The sequence below is a fragment of the Kosakonia sp. S42 genome, from assembly GCF_016624785.1.
GTDB lineage: Bacteria > Pseudomonadota > Gammaproteobacteria > Enterobacterales > Enterobacteriaceae > Kosakonia > Kosakonia cowanii.
On record NZ_JACVTW010000008.1, the window covers coordinates 143,699 to 161,003 of the forward strand.

The following is a 17,305-nucleotide window of genomic DNA, read 5'->3' on the forward strand; positions in this document are numbered from 1 at the left end:
TTGTTGCTATGTTTGAAGCCGCGTATGCCGGTGATGATATAGGCCATTCCGGTGCGCTGGCCGGGATGATCCTTGGCACACTTGTCGGCGGCGCGATTGCGGCGCTGGGCGGCATTGCTGCCGGTGCGCTGATGGTCGCAGGCATCGGCGCCTCCTGCCTGGGCATCGGTGTACTGCTTATCGGTGCCAGCCTCGCAGTCGGATTTCTCGCCGGGGAGGTGGCGACCGGCGTGCGCGACGGCATTGCCGGAGGAATGGCGGCGAACATGACGAAGAAAGGCGTCATCACCACCGGCTCTCCTGACGTCTTTATCAACGGTAAGCCCGCCGCCATTGCCACGGACAGCATGGTGGAGTGCGACGACGACGGCTCGCAGCAGATGGCGGAAGGCTCCTCCCGCGTCTACATCAATGGTCTTCCTGCCGCCCGTATCGGGGACCGCACAACCTGCGATGCGAAGGTGATGACCGGCTCCGGCAACGTCCTTATTGGTGGAGAGCCGGAACAGACCCTGCCGATAACCCCGGAAGTCCCTGAATGGCTGTATAAAGTTTCGGATCTGACCCTGCTGTTTGCCGGCCTGGCGGGCGGATGGGGTGGTGCGGCCGGTAAGGTCGGTGCGGTGGGTAAGCTGTTGTCGAAACTGCCGGGTATCAGCAAAATCGGCCGCATCGCCTGCCGCTTCGGCGCGATGCTGACCGCCATTGCGGCGGGAGGGATTATCGCCCGCCCGGTGGATATCGTCAGCGGGCAAAAGTTTCTCAGCGGTGACGACGAGCTGGACTTTGTGCTGCCGTCGCGTCTGCCGGTGCGCTGGCAGCGTTACTGGCGCAGCGGTAACCCGGGCGACAGCGTACTCGGTCGCGGCTGGAACCTCTTCTGGGAAACCCGTCTGGAGCGTTACCAGGAGGGGCTGGTGTGGCGGGCCCCGACCGGGGATTACGTCTCCTTCCCGCAGGTGCCGAAGGGTTACCGGACCTACTGCGAAGCCGAAAAGCGCTGGCTGGAGCACCATCAGGACGATGCCTGGTCGGTGTATGACATCAGCGGTGAACGCTGGCACTACGCCCCGCTTGAGAGCGATAAACCCTCCCTGTTGCAGCGCATTTCCGAACCCTGCGGCAACGCTATCCTCTTCGAGTGGAACGATAACCTCACCCTGCATGCACTGACGGACAGCGCCGGGCAGCGCGTGGTCTGCCGCTATGAGGGCGACCGCCTTGCGGGAGCCTGGCTGAATGATGATATCTGCCTGGTCAGTTACGCTTATGACGAACAGCGCCAGCTGACCTCAGTGACCGGCCGGGGCGGTAACGTGCGCAGGCGTTTCCGCTGGCAGGACGGCCTGATGTGCGCCCACGAGGATGCAAACGGCCTGGTGAGTGAATACCGCTGGCAGGAGATTGCCGGTCTGCCGCGCGTCACGGCTTTTCGCCACAGCGGCGGTGAGCAGCTAACTTTTGAGTATGATTTTGACAACGGCACCCGCCGGGCCATCCGTGATGACGGGGTGCAGGCGCAGTGGCTGATTGATGACGATGACAACGTCGCCGCCTTCACCGACTTCGACGGTCGCAAGAGCGCCTTTATTTACCGCGACGGCGAGCTGTGTGATGTCATCCTGCCGGGCGGTGCCATGCGCCATAGCCGGTGGGACAGGTACGGGCGCATGGCCCAGGAGACGGACCCGGCAGGACGGCGGACGGAATATTACTGGTACCGCCTCACCGATCGCCTCACCCGAACGGTCTGGCCGGACGGCACGGCAGAGCAGAGCCTGTATGACCTGCAGGGACGCCTGCTTTCGGAAACCGACGCCGCAGGCAACCGCACCACTTATCACTACTCGAACGATGAAGAACCTTTACCGGACAGCATCACCGATGCGACAGGCGGTGAAGTGCGTCTGGAGTGGAACCGCCAGGGACTACTTACGCAGCGCACCGACTGCTCCGGCAGTGTCTCGCTCTATACCTACGACCGCCTCGGGCAGCTTCTGTCGAGTGAGGATGCAGAGGGCAACATCACCCGCCGCGAATGGAACAGCGCGGGACAACTTTCAGCCGTTATTCGCCCGGACGGCAGCCGCGAAACATTGCAGTGGAACACACGCGGCCAGCTTGCCGCCTGGCGCGACCCGCTGGAGAGCGAGGTACGCTGGGACTATAATCCGCTCGGCCTGCCGGTGAGCATCACCGACCGCATCGGGCGCACCCGACGCTGGCATTACGACCCCCGCGGCAACCTGCTCAGACTCGAAAACGGCAACGGCGGCGAATACCGCTTTACATACGACGCCGCAGGCCGTCCGCTCAGCGAAATCCGCCCGGACGACACGTCGCGCCAGATGATATGGGACAGCCGTGGCTTCCTCAGCGAACTGCATGAAAATGGCAGGCCTGCCGCCGATGGCGGCATCGCCCGGCGTAGACGAACCTTCAGTTATGATGAAAGTGGCCTGTTGACCGCACGCGCTACCCGCCATGCGGAGTACCGCTATGACCACGACCTGAACGGTCAGCTCACCCGTATCCGGCGCACCCCGACGGCTGAAGGTGTTGCCCTGGGCATTGAATCCGATGACATCGCCTTTACCCGCGATGCGGCAGGTCGCCTGGTAAATGAGTCTGGTGTTAACGGCGAACTCTGCTATGCATGGGATGCACTGGGCAATCTGACAAATCTGATTCTCCCCGGCGGGCAGCAACTCTCTTGGCTGCACTACGGCTCCGGTCACGTCAGCGCCATCCGTTTTGGGTCGCAGCTGGTCACTGAATTCACCCGCGACCGTCTGCACCGGGAAGTGAGCCGTACTCAGGGCGCGCGCGAACAGTCCCGCAGTTACGACAGCCTCGGCAGACGCACTGCGCAGCGCAGTACACTTATCACCGAGGTGGCCCTGCCGGAGCAGGCGATACTGGAGCGCCTCTACCGTTACACCGGACGTGGCGAGCTGGCGGGCGTCAGCGACACCCTGCGCGGCGAGGTGAATTACGGTTACGACGCTGAAGGCCGCCTGCTGAAGCATTATGAGTCCCGCCAGGGCAACAGCAGTGCGCTCTTTACGTATGATGCCGCCGATAACCTGGCCGCGAACGACGCCCCGGTCACGGATAACCGCATGCAGCACTGGCAGAGCCTGTTTATGCAGTACGATGCCTGGGGCAACATGACCCGCAGGCGCAGCGGGCTGTATGAGCAGCACTACACGTATGACGCCGAAAACCGGCTTCTGTCCGCGCGCGGAACCGGACCAGAGGGGCGCTTTGAAGCGCACTACCATTATGACGCGCTCGGCAGACGAACCCGCAAGACGATCACCACCGGTCACGGCACCCATGAAAGCCGCTTCCTCTGGCAGGGTTACCGCCTTTTGCAGGAGCAGCATCAAGGCGGGCAGTGCAGCACCTATATTTACGATCCGAATGAAGCATGGAGCCCGCTGGCGCGGGTCGACCATCTGCGGGAGGACAAAACCGGGGAAATATTCTGGTTCAGTACCGACCTGAACGGCGCGCCGCTGGAAGTGACCGACGAAGAAGGCAGCCTCCGCTGGAGCGGCCAGTACGGCAGTTTCGGCGAAGTTCGGCATCAGACGGACGGCTTCACGCGGCTGGAGCAGAGCACCACGCTGGCGCACCAGCCCCTGCGCTATGCCGGACAGTATGCAGACAGCGAAACCGGCCTGCACTACAACCTGTTCCGATATTACGACCCACAAACGGGAAGGTTCATTGTTCAGGACCCTATAGGGTTAGCTGGGGGCTGGAATCTTTATCAGTATGCGCCTAATCCGCAGGGCTGGATTGACCCGTGGGGGTTAAGTGGTGAGGATATCTTTATTCATTATACGGATAAAGCAGGGTTTGACAGTATAATGAATAGCGGCGTGATTGAAGCAAATTCGCGGGGGAAAGTTTATATTACAGATATATTAATGTCTCCCGAAGATGCTATGAGAGATATCTTTATAAATGACGTTTCTCATCCGGGGCGAGGTGACTATTCTATTGTTTTTAAAGCTGATGCTTCGCAGATGTCTAAAATTGCTCAGAGCTCTGAGTTAGAGTATATTCACTCAGGCAGATTGAAACTGAGGGATATACTTCACGCAGGTAAAAATCCTTATGACACGGTATCTCATTTATCATATGATCAGCGGTGGAAAATGACGCACGAACAGATAAAAACGAGAGGAGGCGGGTGTGGTTGATGATAAAGATAAAGTACTGATGCTAAATCAAGGTGAAGTCGTGGCTTTGAAAAAAGCAATTATGTATTTGAAATTTTCTTGTGAAGAAACAGAGTCATTGATGTATGCAGGAAGTCCCTTGATTAACTCTGCTTTTTCAAAGTTAATCGATATTGATGATCTAGGTGAGCATGCAAAAAACTTTTATAGTAAGCCTCATAAAATAAACGAAAATTTTATTTCATCAAAGATACACAAGCAAGAGCAGGAAACCGGCAGACTGCTTGATGAGTCTATAAAAGAAAAGGTATTTAATGAGTGCCTTTATCCGTTTTCAAAAAAATGAATCATCAAAAGTACGGGTAATTGATTTTGCCCGTATTTACATTTTTTGGATTTGCAATTTATAAAGCCTGCTTTCACCATAAAATTTTCCGCTACTATATTCACAGGTCGGAAGTTTATTTTCATTGATTAATTTATTGTAAAGTAAGGAGATTATTAAAACCCAAGGGGTTTATTTAAAAAAGGGTAGGGCATGATGTCTGCTATATTGGGCGATATTATTATGAATAACCTTGCTGCCAAGTGCTTCACTAAGATTGCATGATGAATTTTAGTTCCTAAGGAGACCACGCAAATTAAGGATGTGGTATTGGTGTTGTTTCCTCTGGTAAATAAAATATGCTGCCGGAAATTCATTTCCCTAACGGAAGGAGTTACTGGTTAGAGGTGTTTTTGTTCTGGGGCTATCTATTCAAATATAAATATTAAACTTACTGATCAATAAGGTTCATCCTGAAGAAGTAAATCATTAATATAACGTGAAATTAGTTGTCAGGGCTCAAAACGAAAAAAGAAGTGTTGGTCGTTGCTACGTTACTGTCTGATTTTTTAGGCGAGGCGCTATCTTACTATATTAGTAACTGATCTTGCTAAATCAACTGGAGATGATGCTCCTTCTTCCAGAGCAAGAGGTGTATTAAGGAATTTATTAATAGAGGTTCAAGAATGAATTTTTAAATTTCTTAGATAATAAGCCTGGAAATAACTGCAATCGTCCTGGGAACAAATGATGGTTTATATTTTCTCCAAAACATTGTCGGGGATGTTACTCTTAAATATGGAGGTGATGAAATACAAGGTTTATTACAAAACAAATTAATATCTAAAGGATAAAAAGGTCTCAATAAATAGCGATATGATTAAGATTGAGTGCTGTACAAATTTAATTTTTTATATGATGAGTAAGGGAGAAAAAACTTTTAGAGTCTGCGTGTCGATACAAAACGGATTCCTCTCACAGCGCGCTTGTCGCGCTGGCCCCGAAGGGGTGAGCCGCCTGCGGCGAATAATCGAACGAAGTTCGATGGAGAGTCCGGTCGCAGAAAAGCAAAAACCCAGCCATAGGCTGGGTTCTTTAAATAGTGGTGCCCGGACTCGGAATCGAACCAAGGACACGGGGATTTTCAATCCCCTGCTCTACCGACTGAGCTATCCGGGCAACGGGCGGCATTAAACCGTAATCGCCCGTGGGCGTCAACCAAATTTCCCGAAATCCCTTTCAGTTGCTCAACTTTGCGGCAAAACGCGCAAAACCGCGCCGAAAATCGGCGGCTGCACAAATCTTCCAGACTTTTACATAGCGTTGATGAATGCTATTTTTCGATAGTATACGGAGGCGAAATGTCTAAAGACTGGCTTGAGCTGCGACAGCATGCGGATACGGGGATTGAGACCATCCGCGCCCATTTTGAAGGGCATGCGTTTGACCCGCACTGGCATGACAGCTACCTGGTGGGCATTACCCTGTCTGGCACCCAGCAGTTTCACTGCCGCCGCGAGCGCCACCATAGCCGACCGGGCGACGCCTTTTTACTCGAGCCGGGCGAGATCCATGATGGCGATGCGCCGGTAGAGGGCGGCTTTACCTATCTCACCTTTTACCTCGACGATCGCTGGCTCAACACCACGCTGCGCGGCTTGTATGACGCGGTGCCTTCCAGTTATGCGTTGCACTTTTCCCACACTATTGCGCGCGAACCGCGGCTGATTCGCACCATTGCGCAAACCTTCTCTGCGCTGCACAGCGACGAGATGCGCATTGTGCAGCAGGGGACGATGGATGCGCTGCTTGGCGAGCTGACACACCACTGCCAGTGGCGCAAACGCATCCCGACGCAGATCCAGAGCGTGGCGATTGCCCACCGCGCGCGGGATTATCTTCACGCGCATATCGGTGACAATATTGGCTTAACGGACCTGGCGCGCGAAACCGGAACCGATCGCTTTACGTTGACGCGCTGTTTTAAGCGCGAGTTCGGTTTAAGCCCGCACGCCTGGCTTGTTCAACTGCGCCTTACCACCGCGCGGGCGCAGCTGGCGCGAGGCGATCAGCCCGCGGATGTCGCTGCCGCCGTGGGATTTGCCGATCAGAGCCACCTCGGGCGCTGGTTCCAGCGCGCTTATCGAATCTCTCCGGCGCACTACCGCAGGCTGTGCACAAACCTTCCAGACGACGGCCCCAAATAACGCGACATTGACAGGCTCATATCCAAAGGAGCCTGACAATGACCCTGCTGTATACCCTCCTGCCGTACTTACTCTTTGCCTTTGTCGCGTCGATCACTCCCGGCCCGACCAATATCCTGATCCTCACCAGCAGCCAGCGCTTCGGCGTCAAAGCCACGCTGCCCGCGGTGATAAGCGGCTGTGCCGCCGCCAGCGCGATTGTCTTCTTCTCCGGCGCGGGCGCAGGGGAGGTGTTGCAGGATCACGTAATGGTGAGAACGGTGATGAGTTGGGCAGGCGTAGTGTGGTTAAGCTGGATGAGCTGGCAGCTGTTCCGGGCACCAGCCACCGATCTGCACGGCGAGGCGCAGCAGCCGTTCACTGCGCGCGCGGCTGCAATACTGCAACTTATTAACCCGAAAACCTGGATGATGGCGTTAGCGGTAGTGAGCCTGTTTGCCCCACACAGCGGTCATCCGCTGCGCGAGGTCTCGGTGATGGCGCTGCTCTTTTTCATCATCTCGGTGCTGAGCCTGTTCGGCTGGGCGCTTTTGGGCAAAGCCGTGAACCGGCTCTTTCGCACCCCGGCCTCGCTCGTCACCTTCCAGCGCGTGATGGCGCTGGGTCTGTTTATCTCCGCGTGGGCGGGGCTGCTGAGCGCTTAGGTCAGCGCGCCACCCTTGCGGCAGCGGGCAAAGCGCAGAATATCTTCTGCCAGTCGCTGGGCGGTGTCGACATCTGCCTGGCTGCGGTTGACCAGCATACGGCTGAGACACCCTTCCAGGATCAGCTCCATCTGCTTCGCTACCATCGCCGCATCGTCCACCTCCAGCTCGTTCAGCAGCTTATGAGAGAAGTTGTACGCTTCAAGCTTCTGCTGATCCGCCAGCTGGTGAATCGGGTGATCCGGCGCGGGGAAAAAGGTGCAGGCGGCGATAAACAGGCAGCCCGGATAGCGGTTGTTGCTCACGCACTCGGTCAGCGCGGCGTAACGCGCCAGCAGTTTTTGTTCATGGTTGAGGCTCTCATCCAGCAGCAACTGGCGGCGCCAGGTATCGATCTGCTGGCTTAAATAGCGCAGCGCATCATAGAGCAGCGCCTCTTTATCGGGCCAGAAACGGCGGAACTCCTCCAGCGGATAGTCGACGCGCTCGGCAACCATTTCAAGAGTGGTGTCCGCAATGCCTCGTAATTCAAGCAGTTGCAATGTCTGGCTTAAAACGTCTTCGCGTTGCACAGTGGTCTCCTCCGTTACTGCGTCAAACTTCCCCACCAAGTGTTGTTTACGGGGCGCGTTTGCGCAAATGGTCGGCAAAGGCGTCGGCAGGCATAAACCCGGTCACCCGGGCCGCAGGCTGCTCTCGCCCTTGCGCGTCAAAAAAGAGCAGGGTAGGTAACCCCAGCACATTTAGATGGCGCAGAAGCGCGGCATCCTGCGCGTCATTGGCCGTCACGTTGGCCTGTAATAACAGCGTGTTTTTCAGCGTTGCCTGCACCGTCGGGTCGCTAAAGGTGTACTTCTCAAACTCTTTACAGGCCACGCACCAGTCAGCATAGAGATCCAACATGACAGGCCGACCGTTGGCCTGCGCCAGCGCCCGGTTGAGATCGTCGACGGTTTTCACCGACGTAAAGGCCAAAGGCGCTGCGGTATGCGCCGCTGGCGCACCGAAGGCCCAGTCCTGCAACGGACGGGCGCAAACCAGCGCCGCGCCGAGTAGCGCGATTTGCAGCACGCGAACCATGGGGCGCGTGGCGTTGAGGCTGGTGATAAAGGCCCAGCCGAAGAAGGCGACGCCGAGAAATGACCAGAGCCTCAGCCCCCAGGCTTCACCCAGCACGCGCTCCAGTAAAAAGACCGGCAGGGCGAGGATCACAAAGCCAAAGGCGGTTTTGACCTGCTCCATCCACGGCCCGCTTTTTGGCAGCAGGCGGTTACCGAACACCGTCACGAGAATTAGCGGCAGGCCCATGCCGAGGGCGTAAAGGTAGAGCGTGCCGCCGCCGAGCCACAGGTTCCCGCTCTGGGCGATATAGAGCAGGATGGCGCTGAGCGGCGCGGTGGTGCAGGGCGAGCAGATAAGCCCGGCAATCGCCCCCATGGCGAACACGCCGCCGATGGAGCCGCCCTGCTGGCGGTTGCTCCACAGCGTTAAGCGGGTTTGCAGCGCGGAAGGCAGTTGCAGGTTAAAGAGGCCGAACATCGACAGCGCCAGCAGGCTAAACAGCAGCGACAAGCCGATAAGCACGTAGGGGTGTTGCAGCGCGGCCTGGAACGACAGCCCGGCGGCGGCCACCACCAGCCCCAGCGCGGTGTAGGTCAGCGCCATCCCCTGCACGTAGATAAAGGCCAGCAGCAGCGCGCGCGGCGTGGCAAGGCGCTGTTTGCCGCCGAGCACAATGCCGGAGATCAGCGGGTACATCGGCAATACGCAGGGGGTGAAAGCGATACCGATGCCGATCAGCAGCGCCCAGAGGGCGGAGAAGGGCAGCGGGCGCTCGGGCGCGGTCTCAGTCGTTGGTGCGGCTTTGGGTTCAACCACCGGCGCGGCGGCTACCTCCATCAGCGGCACCACTTTGGTCTCCGGCGGGTAGCAGAAACCGGCATCGGCACATCCCTGATAGGTAACGGTGAGCGTCGCGCCTTTCCCCGCCTGCGCGATGCTTAGCGGCAGGTTCAGCTTCTGGCGGTAGATCTCGGTTTTGCCGTAGAACTCATCTTCATGCATCTCGCCTTTGGGCAGTTCGAGCGCGCCGATCTGCGCCTGCGCTGGCGTGACGCGGATCTGCTGGCGGTAGAGGTAGTAACCCTCTTTCACCTGCCAGTTGAGCGTCAGGTCATGTTGATGCTGTTGAAAATCAAAGGTGAAAGCCTGGTCAGCAGGCACAAAGTCAGAGCGGCCGGGCGCGTCGAACAGCCCGGCGAAAGCGGATGTGCTGCATAGCAGCAGGATCAGCGTAAGGATGCGTTGAGCCATGTGAGGTAGTCGTGCTCTCCGTGAGAAACCGGCAGCGCCAGCAGTTCAGGGGTTTGATAAGGGTGATGCGATTTCAGGCAGGCGAAGAGATCGTCCAGATGCGCGACGTCGGTTTTCAGCAGCAGTTGCACTTCATACTCCTGCTCCAGCTTGCCCTCCCAGTAGTAGAGCGAGGTCGCTCCGGGGAGGATCGTCACGCAGGCGGCGAGTTTTTCCGCCAGCGCTTTGGCCGCCAGATCCTGGGCGGTGGCTTCATCCGGGGCGGTGCAGAGTACAACAACGGCGTCGGGCGTGTTCATTCTCAACCTCCTGAAAGCGAAAGCAGGGACTATAGCATGCGACGCGGGAAGATCGGGCCGCCGGGCAGCCCGATTTATAGACTTTTACAACAAGATAGTGCCGAAGATAAAGCCGAGCACCACGCAGAGCGCGATGGCGATCACGCCGGGGATCAGGAAGGGGTGGTTAAAGACAAATTTGCCGATGCGCGTTGAACCGGTGTCATCCATCTCGACCGCCGCCAGCAGCGTCGGGTAGGTTGGCAGCACAAACAGCGCCGAAACGGCGGCAAATGAAGCCACGGCCGTCAACGGTGAGACGCCAAGCAGCAGCGCGGCAGGCATCAGCGCTTTGGTGGTCGCCGCCTGCGAATAGAGCAGAGTAGCAGCGAAGAAGAGCACCACCGCCAGCAGCCACGGGTAGCTGTGCAGCAGATCGCCCGCCACCATCTGGATATCTTCAATATGGTGTTTGACGAAGGTATCGCCGAGCCACGCCACGCCGAGCACGCAGATACAGGCGCTCATGCCGGATTTAAAGGTACCTGCGTTGAGGATCTCGCCGGTATCGACTTTGCAGCTCAGGCAGATAAGCGTAGCGATAGTCAGCATAAACACCACAATCGCTTCGTTACGCGGCAGCACCGGGTTGGCAATAAGCCCCACCGTCGGGCTGATGGCGGTGGCGTAGAGCATCACGGCGATAATGCCGACCAGAAAGAGCATCACCGAACGTTTGGCGTGGGGCTTCAGGGCAAACACCTGCTCACCGCGCAGCTTCACTTCCCCTTTCGCCAGCCGCTCCTGGTAGACCGGATCGTCCTTCAGCTCGCAGCCGAGGAAGTTACAGACAATGGCGGTCAGCATCACGGCAATCAGCGTGACGGGAATACAGATCGCCAGCAGCGTCAGGTAGCTGACGCCCAGCGGCTCAAGAATACCGGCAAAGAAGACCACCGCCGCAGAGATGGGCGAGGCGGTAATGGCGATTTGTGACGCTACCACGGCGATAGAGAGCGGGCGCGAGGGGCGGATGCCCTGCTCTTTTGCCACTTCGGTGATCACTGGCAGCGTGGAGAAGGCTGTGTGGCCGGTACCCGCCAGAATGGTCATAAACCAGGTGACCAGCGGGGCGAGAAAGGTGATGTACTTCGGATGGCGGCGCAGCAGGCGCTCGGCGAGGCTGACTAAATAATCCATCCCGCCCGCCACCTGCATGGCGGCAATCGCGGCGATGACCGCCATGATGATCTCGATGACGTCAAACGGGATGGCACCGGGTTGAATTTGAAAGAAGAGCGTCAGCACCAGCACCCCGAGGCCACCGGCAAAGCCAATGCCGATCCCCCCGAGCCTGGCGCCAAGGTAGATGGCAAGTAAGACGAGGACAAGCTCTGCAGCAAACATAGTGGGCTTCCTTGTTTTCCAAGTGATATGAAATTGTTATTGGTAAGTAACCACCCAAAAGAAAAAGGCACGTCGCGGAGGACGTGCCTTTCATATTTTTTAACCTGGGGGGAGGTTACTGTTCGCTTTCATCGGTATAGCGTTTCGCTTTATAGGCCGGGTGCATCAGGTTCTGGGCAGAGAAGATATCATCCAGCTCCGTTTCCGTCAGCAATCCGCGCTCGAGCACCACTTCACGCACGCTCTTCCCGGTTTCGGCGCAGATCTTGCCGACGATATCGCCATTGTGGTGGCCGATAAACGGGTTGAGGTAGGTGACGATACCGATGGAGTTATAGACGTAGCTTTCACACACCTCTTTGTTGGCGGTGATGCCGTTAATGCATTTTTCCAGCAGGTTGTAGCAGGCGTTGGTCAGGATGTGGATTGACTCGAACATCGCCTGGCCAATCACCGGCTCCATCACGTTCAGCTGCAACTGACCCGCTTCGGAAGCCATGGTGACGGTGATGTCGTTACCGATCACTTTAAAGCAGACCTGGTTTACCACTTCCGGCACAACCGGGTTCACTTTGGCCGGCATGATAGAGGAGCCCGCCTGCAGTTCCGGCAGGTTAATCTCGTTCAGCCCGGCGCGCGGCCCGGAGGAGAGCAGGCGCAGGTCGTTACAGATTTTCGACAGTTTTACCGCCAGGCGTTTCAGCGAGCTGTGTACCATTACATAGGCACCGCAGTCGGAGGTCGCTTCGATCAGATCTTCTGCGGCCACTACCGGCAGGTTGCTCACTTCCGCCAGCTTCTGCACGGCGAGTTGCTGGTAGCCATCCGGCGTGTTGAGGCGGGTACCGATAGCCGTTGCGCCGAGGTTCACTTCGAGCAGCAGTTCCGCGGTACGCAGCAGGTTTTTGGTCTCTTCATTCAGCAGCACGTTAAAGGCATGGAACTCCTGGCCGAGGGTCATCGGCACCGCATCCTGCAACTGGGTACGACCCATTTTCAGGATATCTTTGAACTCCACCGCTTTGTTTTCAAAGCCTTCGCCAAGCTGTTTGATGGCGTCGATCAGTTTGACCACCGAGGTGTAGACCGCGATGCGGAACCCGGTCGGGTAGGCATCGTTGGTGGACTGGCATTTGTTGACATGATCGTTCGGGTTGAGGAACTGATACTCCCCTTTCTGGTGACCCATCAGCTCAAGGCCGATGTTTGCCAGCACCTCGTTGGTGTTCATGTTCACAGAGGTACCCGCGCCGCCCTGATAGACGTCAACCGGGAACTGGTCCATGCATTTGCCGTTGTTCAGTACCTCATCACATGCGGCAACAATAGCGTTAGCAATACTTTTAGGGATGGTTTGCAGCTCTTTGTTCGCCAGCGCTGCGGCTTTCTTCACCATCACCATGCCACGAACAAACTCAGGGATGTCGCTGATCTTGTTGTTGCTGATATAAAAGTTTTCAATCGCTCTCAGAGTATGCACGCCGTAGTAGGCATCCGCTGGCACTTCCCTGGTACCTAACAAGTCTTCTTCGATACGAATGTTGTTTAACATGTGAACCTTCTTTTTCAAGCTACGAATGAATACACCAATCACACAATATTTATGTGGTTATGTGTCTTTTTCGACCGACGATTATTCCCTCAATCGGCCAGAAGAGTGAAATTATATGCTGGCGCGGGCGAATTGCCGTAATCGGGATCACTTATTATCTTACTGGACCCATCATAATTACCAATATGTGAAATAAGTCACCGCTGCGTAACAAACAAAACTTTACACCGCCGGTGAAATTGAATTTTTCAACTTTGCCACCATCTCATCCCTATGCGAATTCGCAGACTCATTTTAGCAACGGTGAGATGACCGTTGCTCGTTCACAGGAGAAGCCAGTGCGCTGGATACCGTTTATTGCTTTTTTCTTATACGTTTACATCGAAATTTCGATCTTCATCCAGGTGGCTCACGTCTTTGGCGTGCTGATGACCCTTATCCTGGTGCTCTTCACCTCGGTTATCGGCATGTCGCTGGTGCGCAACCAGGGCTTTAAAAATCTGATGGCGATGCAGCAGAAGATGGCGGCGGGTGAAAGCCCGGCGGCCGAGATGATCAAGAGCGTGTCGCTGGTGATCGCTGGCCTGTTGCTGCTGCTGCCCGGTTTCTTTACCGACTTCCTCGGCCTGCTGCTGCTGGTGCCGCCGGTGCAGAAACTGATCACCCTCAAGCTGATGCCGCACCTGCGCTTTTCGCGCGGGCCGGGTGCAGGCGCCGGGTTTGGCGGTGGCGACACCTTTGAAGGCGAATATCAGCGTAAAGATGACCCCAACAATCGTCTGGATCATAAAGACGATCGTTAAGCTCCGCTGCCCGGCCTCGCCGGGCATTTTTTTATTCCGACACAGAACGAACCGTTGTCGTGCGCCGCTTCGGTAAAAAGAGCCACAGCGCCGCCAGCATCACCACCGCATACAAACTTTTCCAGCCTGGAATGATCAGCAACAGCAGGCAGAGCACGCTCCCCAACATCGCCAGCGCCTTATAGCGCCCTTTCAGCAAGCGACATCCCGCCAGCATGCAGAGCAGGTAGATCATGATAAAGATGCCGTTGGCGTAGATGATCAGCGTGTCGAGATTGATGTTGAAGGCGTAAATCGCCAGCGTGCAGGCCACGCAGCAGAGAATCACCGCGTTGAGGGCGTTAAGCGGCAGCTGGCGCGCCGAGAGTTTTGCCAGTGCGCTGTCGGGCTTGTAGGCCGCCTGCGACCACACCAGCCGCGCGAAGCTCTGAATATAGATATTGAGGCTGGCGAAGCAGGCGAGATAGCCAATAATGCAGGCGACCCACAGCGCCTGCTTGCCAAAGAGATCGACGACAATCACCGGCAGCGACGCCGCTGCGCCGAGGTGATGCCAGAGATCGAACTTCAGCACCGCCACGGTACAGGCCCAGTAGACGGTGCCCGCCAGCAGCAGGCCAATCATCAGCGCACGGGGGAAATCCCGCTCCGGGTTTTTGAACTCCGAGGCGAGATGGGCGAACGCCTCCAGCCCGACAAAACACCAGAACATCACCGCTAATGAAGCGGACATCTCAGAGAGGGAAACGTCGCCCAGTGGTGGGAAGGGGATATCGCGCAGCGTAATGCCGCCGCGCCACCAGATGGCGACCAGCAGGGCAACGATCAGCCCGGCGATAATCGATTGCAGGTTAGCGCTGGAGCCCGCTCCGCGCGTGCCGATAAGCCAGATCAGCGCCAGCGTCATCAGCTCCGCCATTAGCAGCATCGGCCCCTGCCAGCCAAAGAGCCCCTGCCAGAAACCGGCGGCGATATGCAGGGCCGCAGGCAGCCCAACCGGGATCACCGAGAGAAACAGCCAGCCGGTCACCCGCTGCAAACGCGGACCAAACGCCATGCCGACAAAGTGGGCGACGCCGCCAGCGCTGGGGAAGTGGCGTCCGAGAATGGCAAAGACAATCGCCACCGGGAAGACCAGCACGATCAGTAACGGCCATGCCCACAGGCTGCTGTTACCAGCGGCCAGAGCCGCCAGCGCCGGAACGGCGAAGACCCCGGTGCCGAGTAACGAGGTAGAGAGTAATCCAACACCCTGCGCCAGCCCCAGCTCTTGTTTTAATCCGCTCATTTTTTTCTGTTTGTCTCTTATCGGGAGCCTCGATGGTAGCACAAGCTGTTTTACTTATGGCTCGCCGTTCCCCGCCAGGAAAGGGAGGGGGCAGTCGATTGCATTTTCGAAAATTTTTTTTGTTTTACCCCTTGAAGGGGGAGAGGCCTAACCCCATCTCTCAGGTCACCAGCCGGATAACCCCATGGACCCGGCCTCACCATAACTGATAAAGACTTTCTCAAAGGAGAGCTATCAAATGAGTATTCGTCCGTTACATGATCGTGTGATCGTCAAACGTAAGGAAGTTGAGTCTAAATCTGCTGGCGGTATCGTTCTGACCGGTTCTGCGGCAGGCAAATCAACTCGTGGCGAAATCATCGCTGTCGGTAAGGGCCGCATCCTGGAAAACGGTACTGTTCAGCCGCTGGACGTAAAAGTGGGCGATATCGTGATTTTCAACGATGGTTACGGTGTGAAGGCTGAGAAGATCGACAACGAAGAAGTGCTGATTATGTCCGAAAGCGACATTCTGGCAATTGTTGAAGCGTAACAATGCGCGCGAACGAACCTGAACGAATTTAAGGAATACAGAAAATGGCAGCTAAAGACGTAAAATTCGGTAACGACGCTCGTGTAAAAATGCTGCGCGGCGTAAATGTTCTGGCAGATGCAGTGAAAGTTACCCTCGGTCCGAAAGGCCGTAATGTGGTTCTGGATAAATCTTTCGGTGCACCGACCATCACCAAAGATGGTGTTTCCGTAGCACGTGAAATCGAGCTGGAAGACAAGTTCGAAAACATGGGCGCGCAGATGGTGAAAGAAGTTGCCTCCAAAGCGAACGACGCTGCGGGCGACGGCACCACCACCGCGACCGTTCTGGCACAGTCCATCATCACTGAAGGTCTGAAAGCCGTTGCTGCGGGCATGAACCCGATGGATCTGAAACGCGGTATCGACAAAGCTGTCGCTTCTGCCGTTGAAGAGCTGAAAGCGCTCTCCGTACCATGCTCTGACTCTAAAGCTATCGCTCAGGTTGGTACCATCTCCGCTAACTCCGACGAAACCGTAGGTAAACTGATCGCTGAAGCGATGGATAAAGTCGGTAAAGAAGGCGTGATCACCGTTGAAGACGGTACCGGTCTGCAGGACGAGCTGGACGTGGTTGAAGGTATGCAGTTCGACCGTGGCTACCTCTCCCCTTACTTCATCAACAAGCCGGAAACTGGCGCAGTAGAACTGGAAAGCCCGTTCATCCTGCTGGCTGATAAGAAAATCTCCAATATCCGCGAAATGCTGCCGGTTCTCGAAGCCGTTGCTAAAGCAGGCAAACCGCTGCTGATCATCGCTGAAGATGTGGAAGGCGAAGCGCTGGCAACTCTGGTAGTTAACACCATGCGCGGCATCGTGAAAGTCGCTGCGGTGAAAGCACCGGGCTTCGGCGATCGTCGTAAAGCAATGCTGCAGGATATCGCAACCCTGACTGCCGGTACCGTTATCTCTGAAGAGATCGGTATGGAGCTGGAAAAAGCGACCCTGGAAGATCTGGGTCAGGCGAAACGCGTTGTCATCAATAAAGACACCACCACCATCATCGATGGCGTGGGTGAAGAGACCGCTATTCAGGGTCGCGTAACGCAGATTCGTCAGCAGATCGAAGAAGCTACTTCCGATTACGACCGTGAAAAACTGCAGGAGCGCGTAGCGAAACTGGCAGGCGGCGTTGCGGTCATCAAAGTAGGTGCTGCGACCGAAGTTGAGATGAAAGAGAAGAAAGCCCGCGTTGAAGATGCGCTGCACGCAACCCGTGCTGCCGTTGAAGAGGGCGTGGTTGCCGGTGGTGGCGTGGCGCTGATTCGCGTAGCCAGCAAACTGGCTGAGCTGAAAGGCCAGAACGAAGACCAGAACGTGGGTATCAAAGTTGCGCTGCGCGCAATGGAATCCCCGCTGCGTCAGATCGTGCTGAACTGTGGCGAAGAGCCGTCTGTTGTTGCCAACATGGTTAAAGCGGGCGACGGTAACTACGGTTACAACGCTGCTACCGAAGAGTACGGCAACATGATCGACATGGGTATCCTGGATCCGACTAAAGTGACCCGTTCTGCACTGCAGTACGCGGCTTCCGTAGCCGGTCTGATGATCACTACCGAGTGCATGGTTACCGATCTGCCGAAAAGCGACGCGCCTGATTTAGGTGCTGCTGGCGGTATGGGTGGCATGGGCGGTATGGGCGGCATGATGTAATGGCTGCCGGACACGTGCCCGGGAAACCGGGCGCGGGTTCAACGAAGAGGAGCGGGCTTAATGCCCGCTCTT

At 56.5% G+C, this 17,305-nt stretch carries 13 protein-coding genes and 1 tRNA gene; 7 read left to right on the forward strand and 7 right to left on the reverse strand.

Features of this window, described 5'->3' with window-relative positions; genetic code table 11:
* Window positions 1–8: 8 nt before the first annotated feature.
* Window positions 9–4,214, forward strand: a complete 4,206-nt coding sequence (locus tag IAE50_RS12430; RefSeq protein WP_200580387.1) for an RHS repeat-associated core domain-containing protein — start codon at window positions 9–11, stop codon at window positions 4,212–4,214.
* Window positions 4,207–4,539 (forward strand): hypothetical protein, encoded by a 333-nt coding sequence (locus IAE50_RS12435; protein WP_200134535.1) that lies wholly within the window; start codon window positions 4,207–4,209, stop codon window positions 4,537–4,539. The genes IAE50_RS12430 and IAE50_RS12435 overlap by 8 nt, the downstream gene beginning before the upstream one ends.
* A gap of 1,082 nt (window positions 4,540–5,621) precedes the next feature.
* Here IAE50_RS12435 and IAE50_RS12440 read toward each other — a convergent pair.
* Window positions 5,622–5,697: transfer RNA gene (locus IAE50_RS12440), tRNA-Phe, on the reverse strand.
* A 182-nt stretch (window positions 5,698–5,879) separates the two neighbouring features.
* Between IAE50_RS12440 and IAE50_RS12445 the strand changes: the two genes are divergently transcribed.
* Window positions 5,880–6,725 carry an AraC family transcriptional regulator gene (locus IAE50_RS12445; protein WP_200580388.1) on the forward strand — a complete coding sequence of 282 codons (846 nt, stop codon included), beginning with the start codon at window positions 5,880–5,882 and terminating at the stop codon, window positions 6,723–6,725.
* A 38-nt stretch (window positions 6,726–6,763) separates the two neighbouring features.
* Window positions 6,764–7,369, forward strand: a complete 606-nt coding sequence (locus tag IAE50_RS12450; RefSeq protein WP_200580389.1) for a LysE family translocator — start codon at window positions 6,764–6,766, stop codon at window positions 7,367–7,369.
* Here the strand turns inward: IAE50_RS12450 and IAE50_RS12455 are convergent.
* From IAE50_RS12455 to aspA, 5 genes are all read right to left on the reverse strand, one after another.
* Window positions 7,366–7,941 (reverse strand): transcriptional regulator, encoded by a 576-nt coding sequence (locus IAE50_RS12455; protein ID WP_042718485.1) that lies wholly within the window; start codon window positions 7,939–7,941, stop codon window positions 7,366–7,368. The two genes, IAE50_RS12450 and IAE50_RS12455, sit on opposite strands and share 4 nt — an antisense overlap.
* A gap of 46 nt (window positions 7,942–7,987) precedes the next feature.
* The gene (locus IAE50_RS12460; protein WP_200580390.1) at window positions 7,988–9,682 is read right to left on the reverse strand and encodes a protein-disulfide reductase DsbD; all 1,695 of its coding nucleotides are present in this window, start codon (window positions 9,680–9,682) and stop codon (window positions 7,988–7,990) included.
* The gene (gene cutA / locus IAE50_RS12465; RefSeq protein WP_023478491.1) at window positions 9,658–9,981 is read right to left on the reverse strand and encodes a divalent cation tolerance protein CutA; all 324 of its coding nucleotides are present in this window, start codon (window positions 9,979–9,981) and stop codon (window positions 9,658–9,660) included. Before cutA ends, IAE50_RS12460 begins: the two co-directional genes overlap by 25 nt.
* A gap of 84 nt (window positions 9,982–10,065) precedes the next feature.
* Window positions 10,066–11,367 carry an anaerobic C4-dicarboxylate transporter gene (locus IAE50_RS12470; RefSeq protein WP_094419171.1) on the reverse strand — a complete coding sequence of 434 codons (1,302 nt, stop codon included), beginning with the start codon at window positions 11,365–11,367 and terminating at the stop codon, window positions 10,066–10,068.
* Between the two features lie 115 nt (window positions 11,368–11,482).
* A complete protein-coding gene (gene aspA, locus IAE50_RS12475) occupies window positions 11,483–12,919 on the reverse strand; it encodes an aspartate ammonia-lyase (RefSeq protein WP_023478344.1) in 1,437 nt (478 codons plus the stop codon).
* Window positions 12,920–13,257: 338 nt separating this feature from the next.
* Between aspA and IAE50_RS12480 the strand changes: the two genes are divergently transcribed.
* Window positions 13,258–13,722, forward strand: a complete 465-nt coding sequence (locus tag IAE50_RS12480; RefSeq protein WP_042718491.1) for an FxsA family protein — start codon at window positions 13,258–13,260, stop codon at window positions 13,720–13,722.
* 31 nt (window positions 13,723–13,753) lie between these two features.
* On the opposite strand, the gene yjeH is transcribed toward IAE50_RS12480, so the two are convergent.
* The gene (yjeH, locus tag IAE50_RS12485; protein WP_094419173.1) at window positions 13,754–15,010 is read right to left on the reverse strand and encodes an L-methionine/branched-chain amino acid transporter; all 1,257 of its coding nucleotides are present in this window, start codon (window positions 15,008–15,010) and stop codon (window positions 13,754–13,756) included.
* Between the two features lie 238 nt (window positions 15,011–15,248).
* Between yjeH and IAE50_RS12490 the strand changes: the two genes are divergently transcribed.
* Together IAE50_RS12490 and groL are read left to right on the forward strand one after the other, a co-directional pair.
* Window positions 15,249–15,542 carry a co-chaperone GroES gene (locus tag IAE50_RS12490; protein ID WP_007372708.1) on the forward strand — a complete coding sequence of 98 codons (294 nt, stop codon included), beginning with the start codon at window positions 15,249–15,251 and terminating at the stop codon, window positions 15,540–15,542.
* Between the two features lie 44 nt (window positions 15,543–15,586).
* Window positions 15,587–17,233 carry a chaperonin GroEL gene (gene groL, locus IAE50_RS12495; RefSeq protein WP_094419174.1) on the forward strand — a complete coding sequence of 549 codons (1,647 nt, stop codon included), beginning with the start codon at window positions 15,587–15,589 and terminating at the stop codon, window positions 17,231–17,233.
* Window positions 17,234–17,305: the final 72 nt, after the last annotated feature.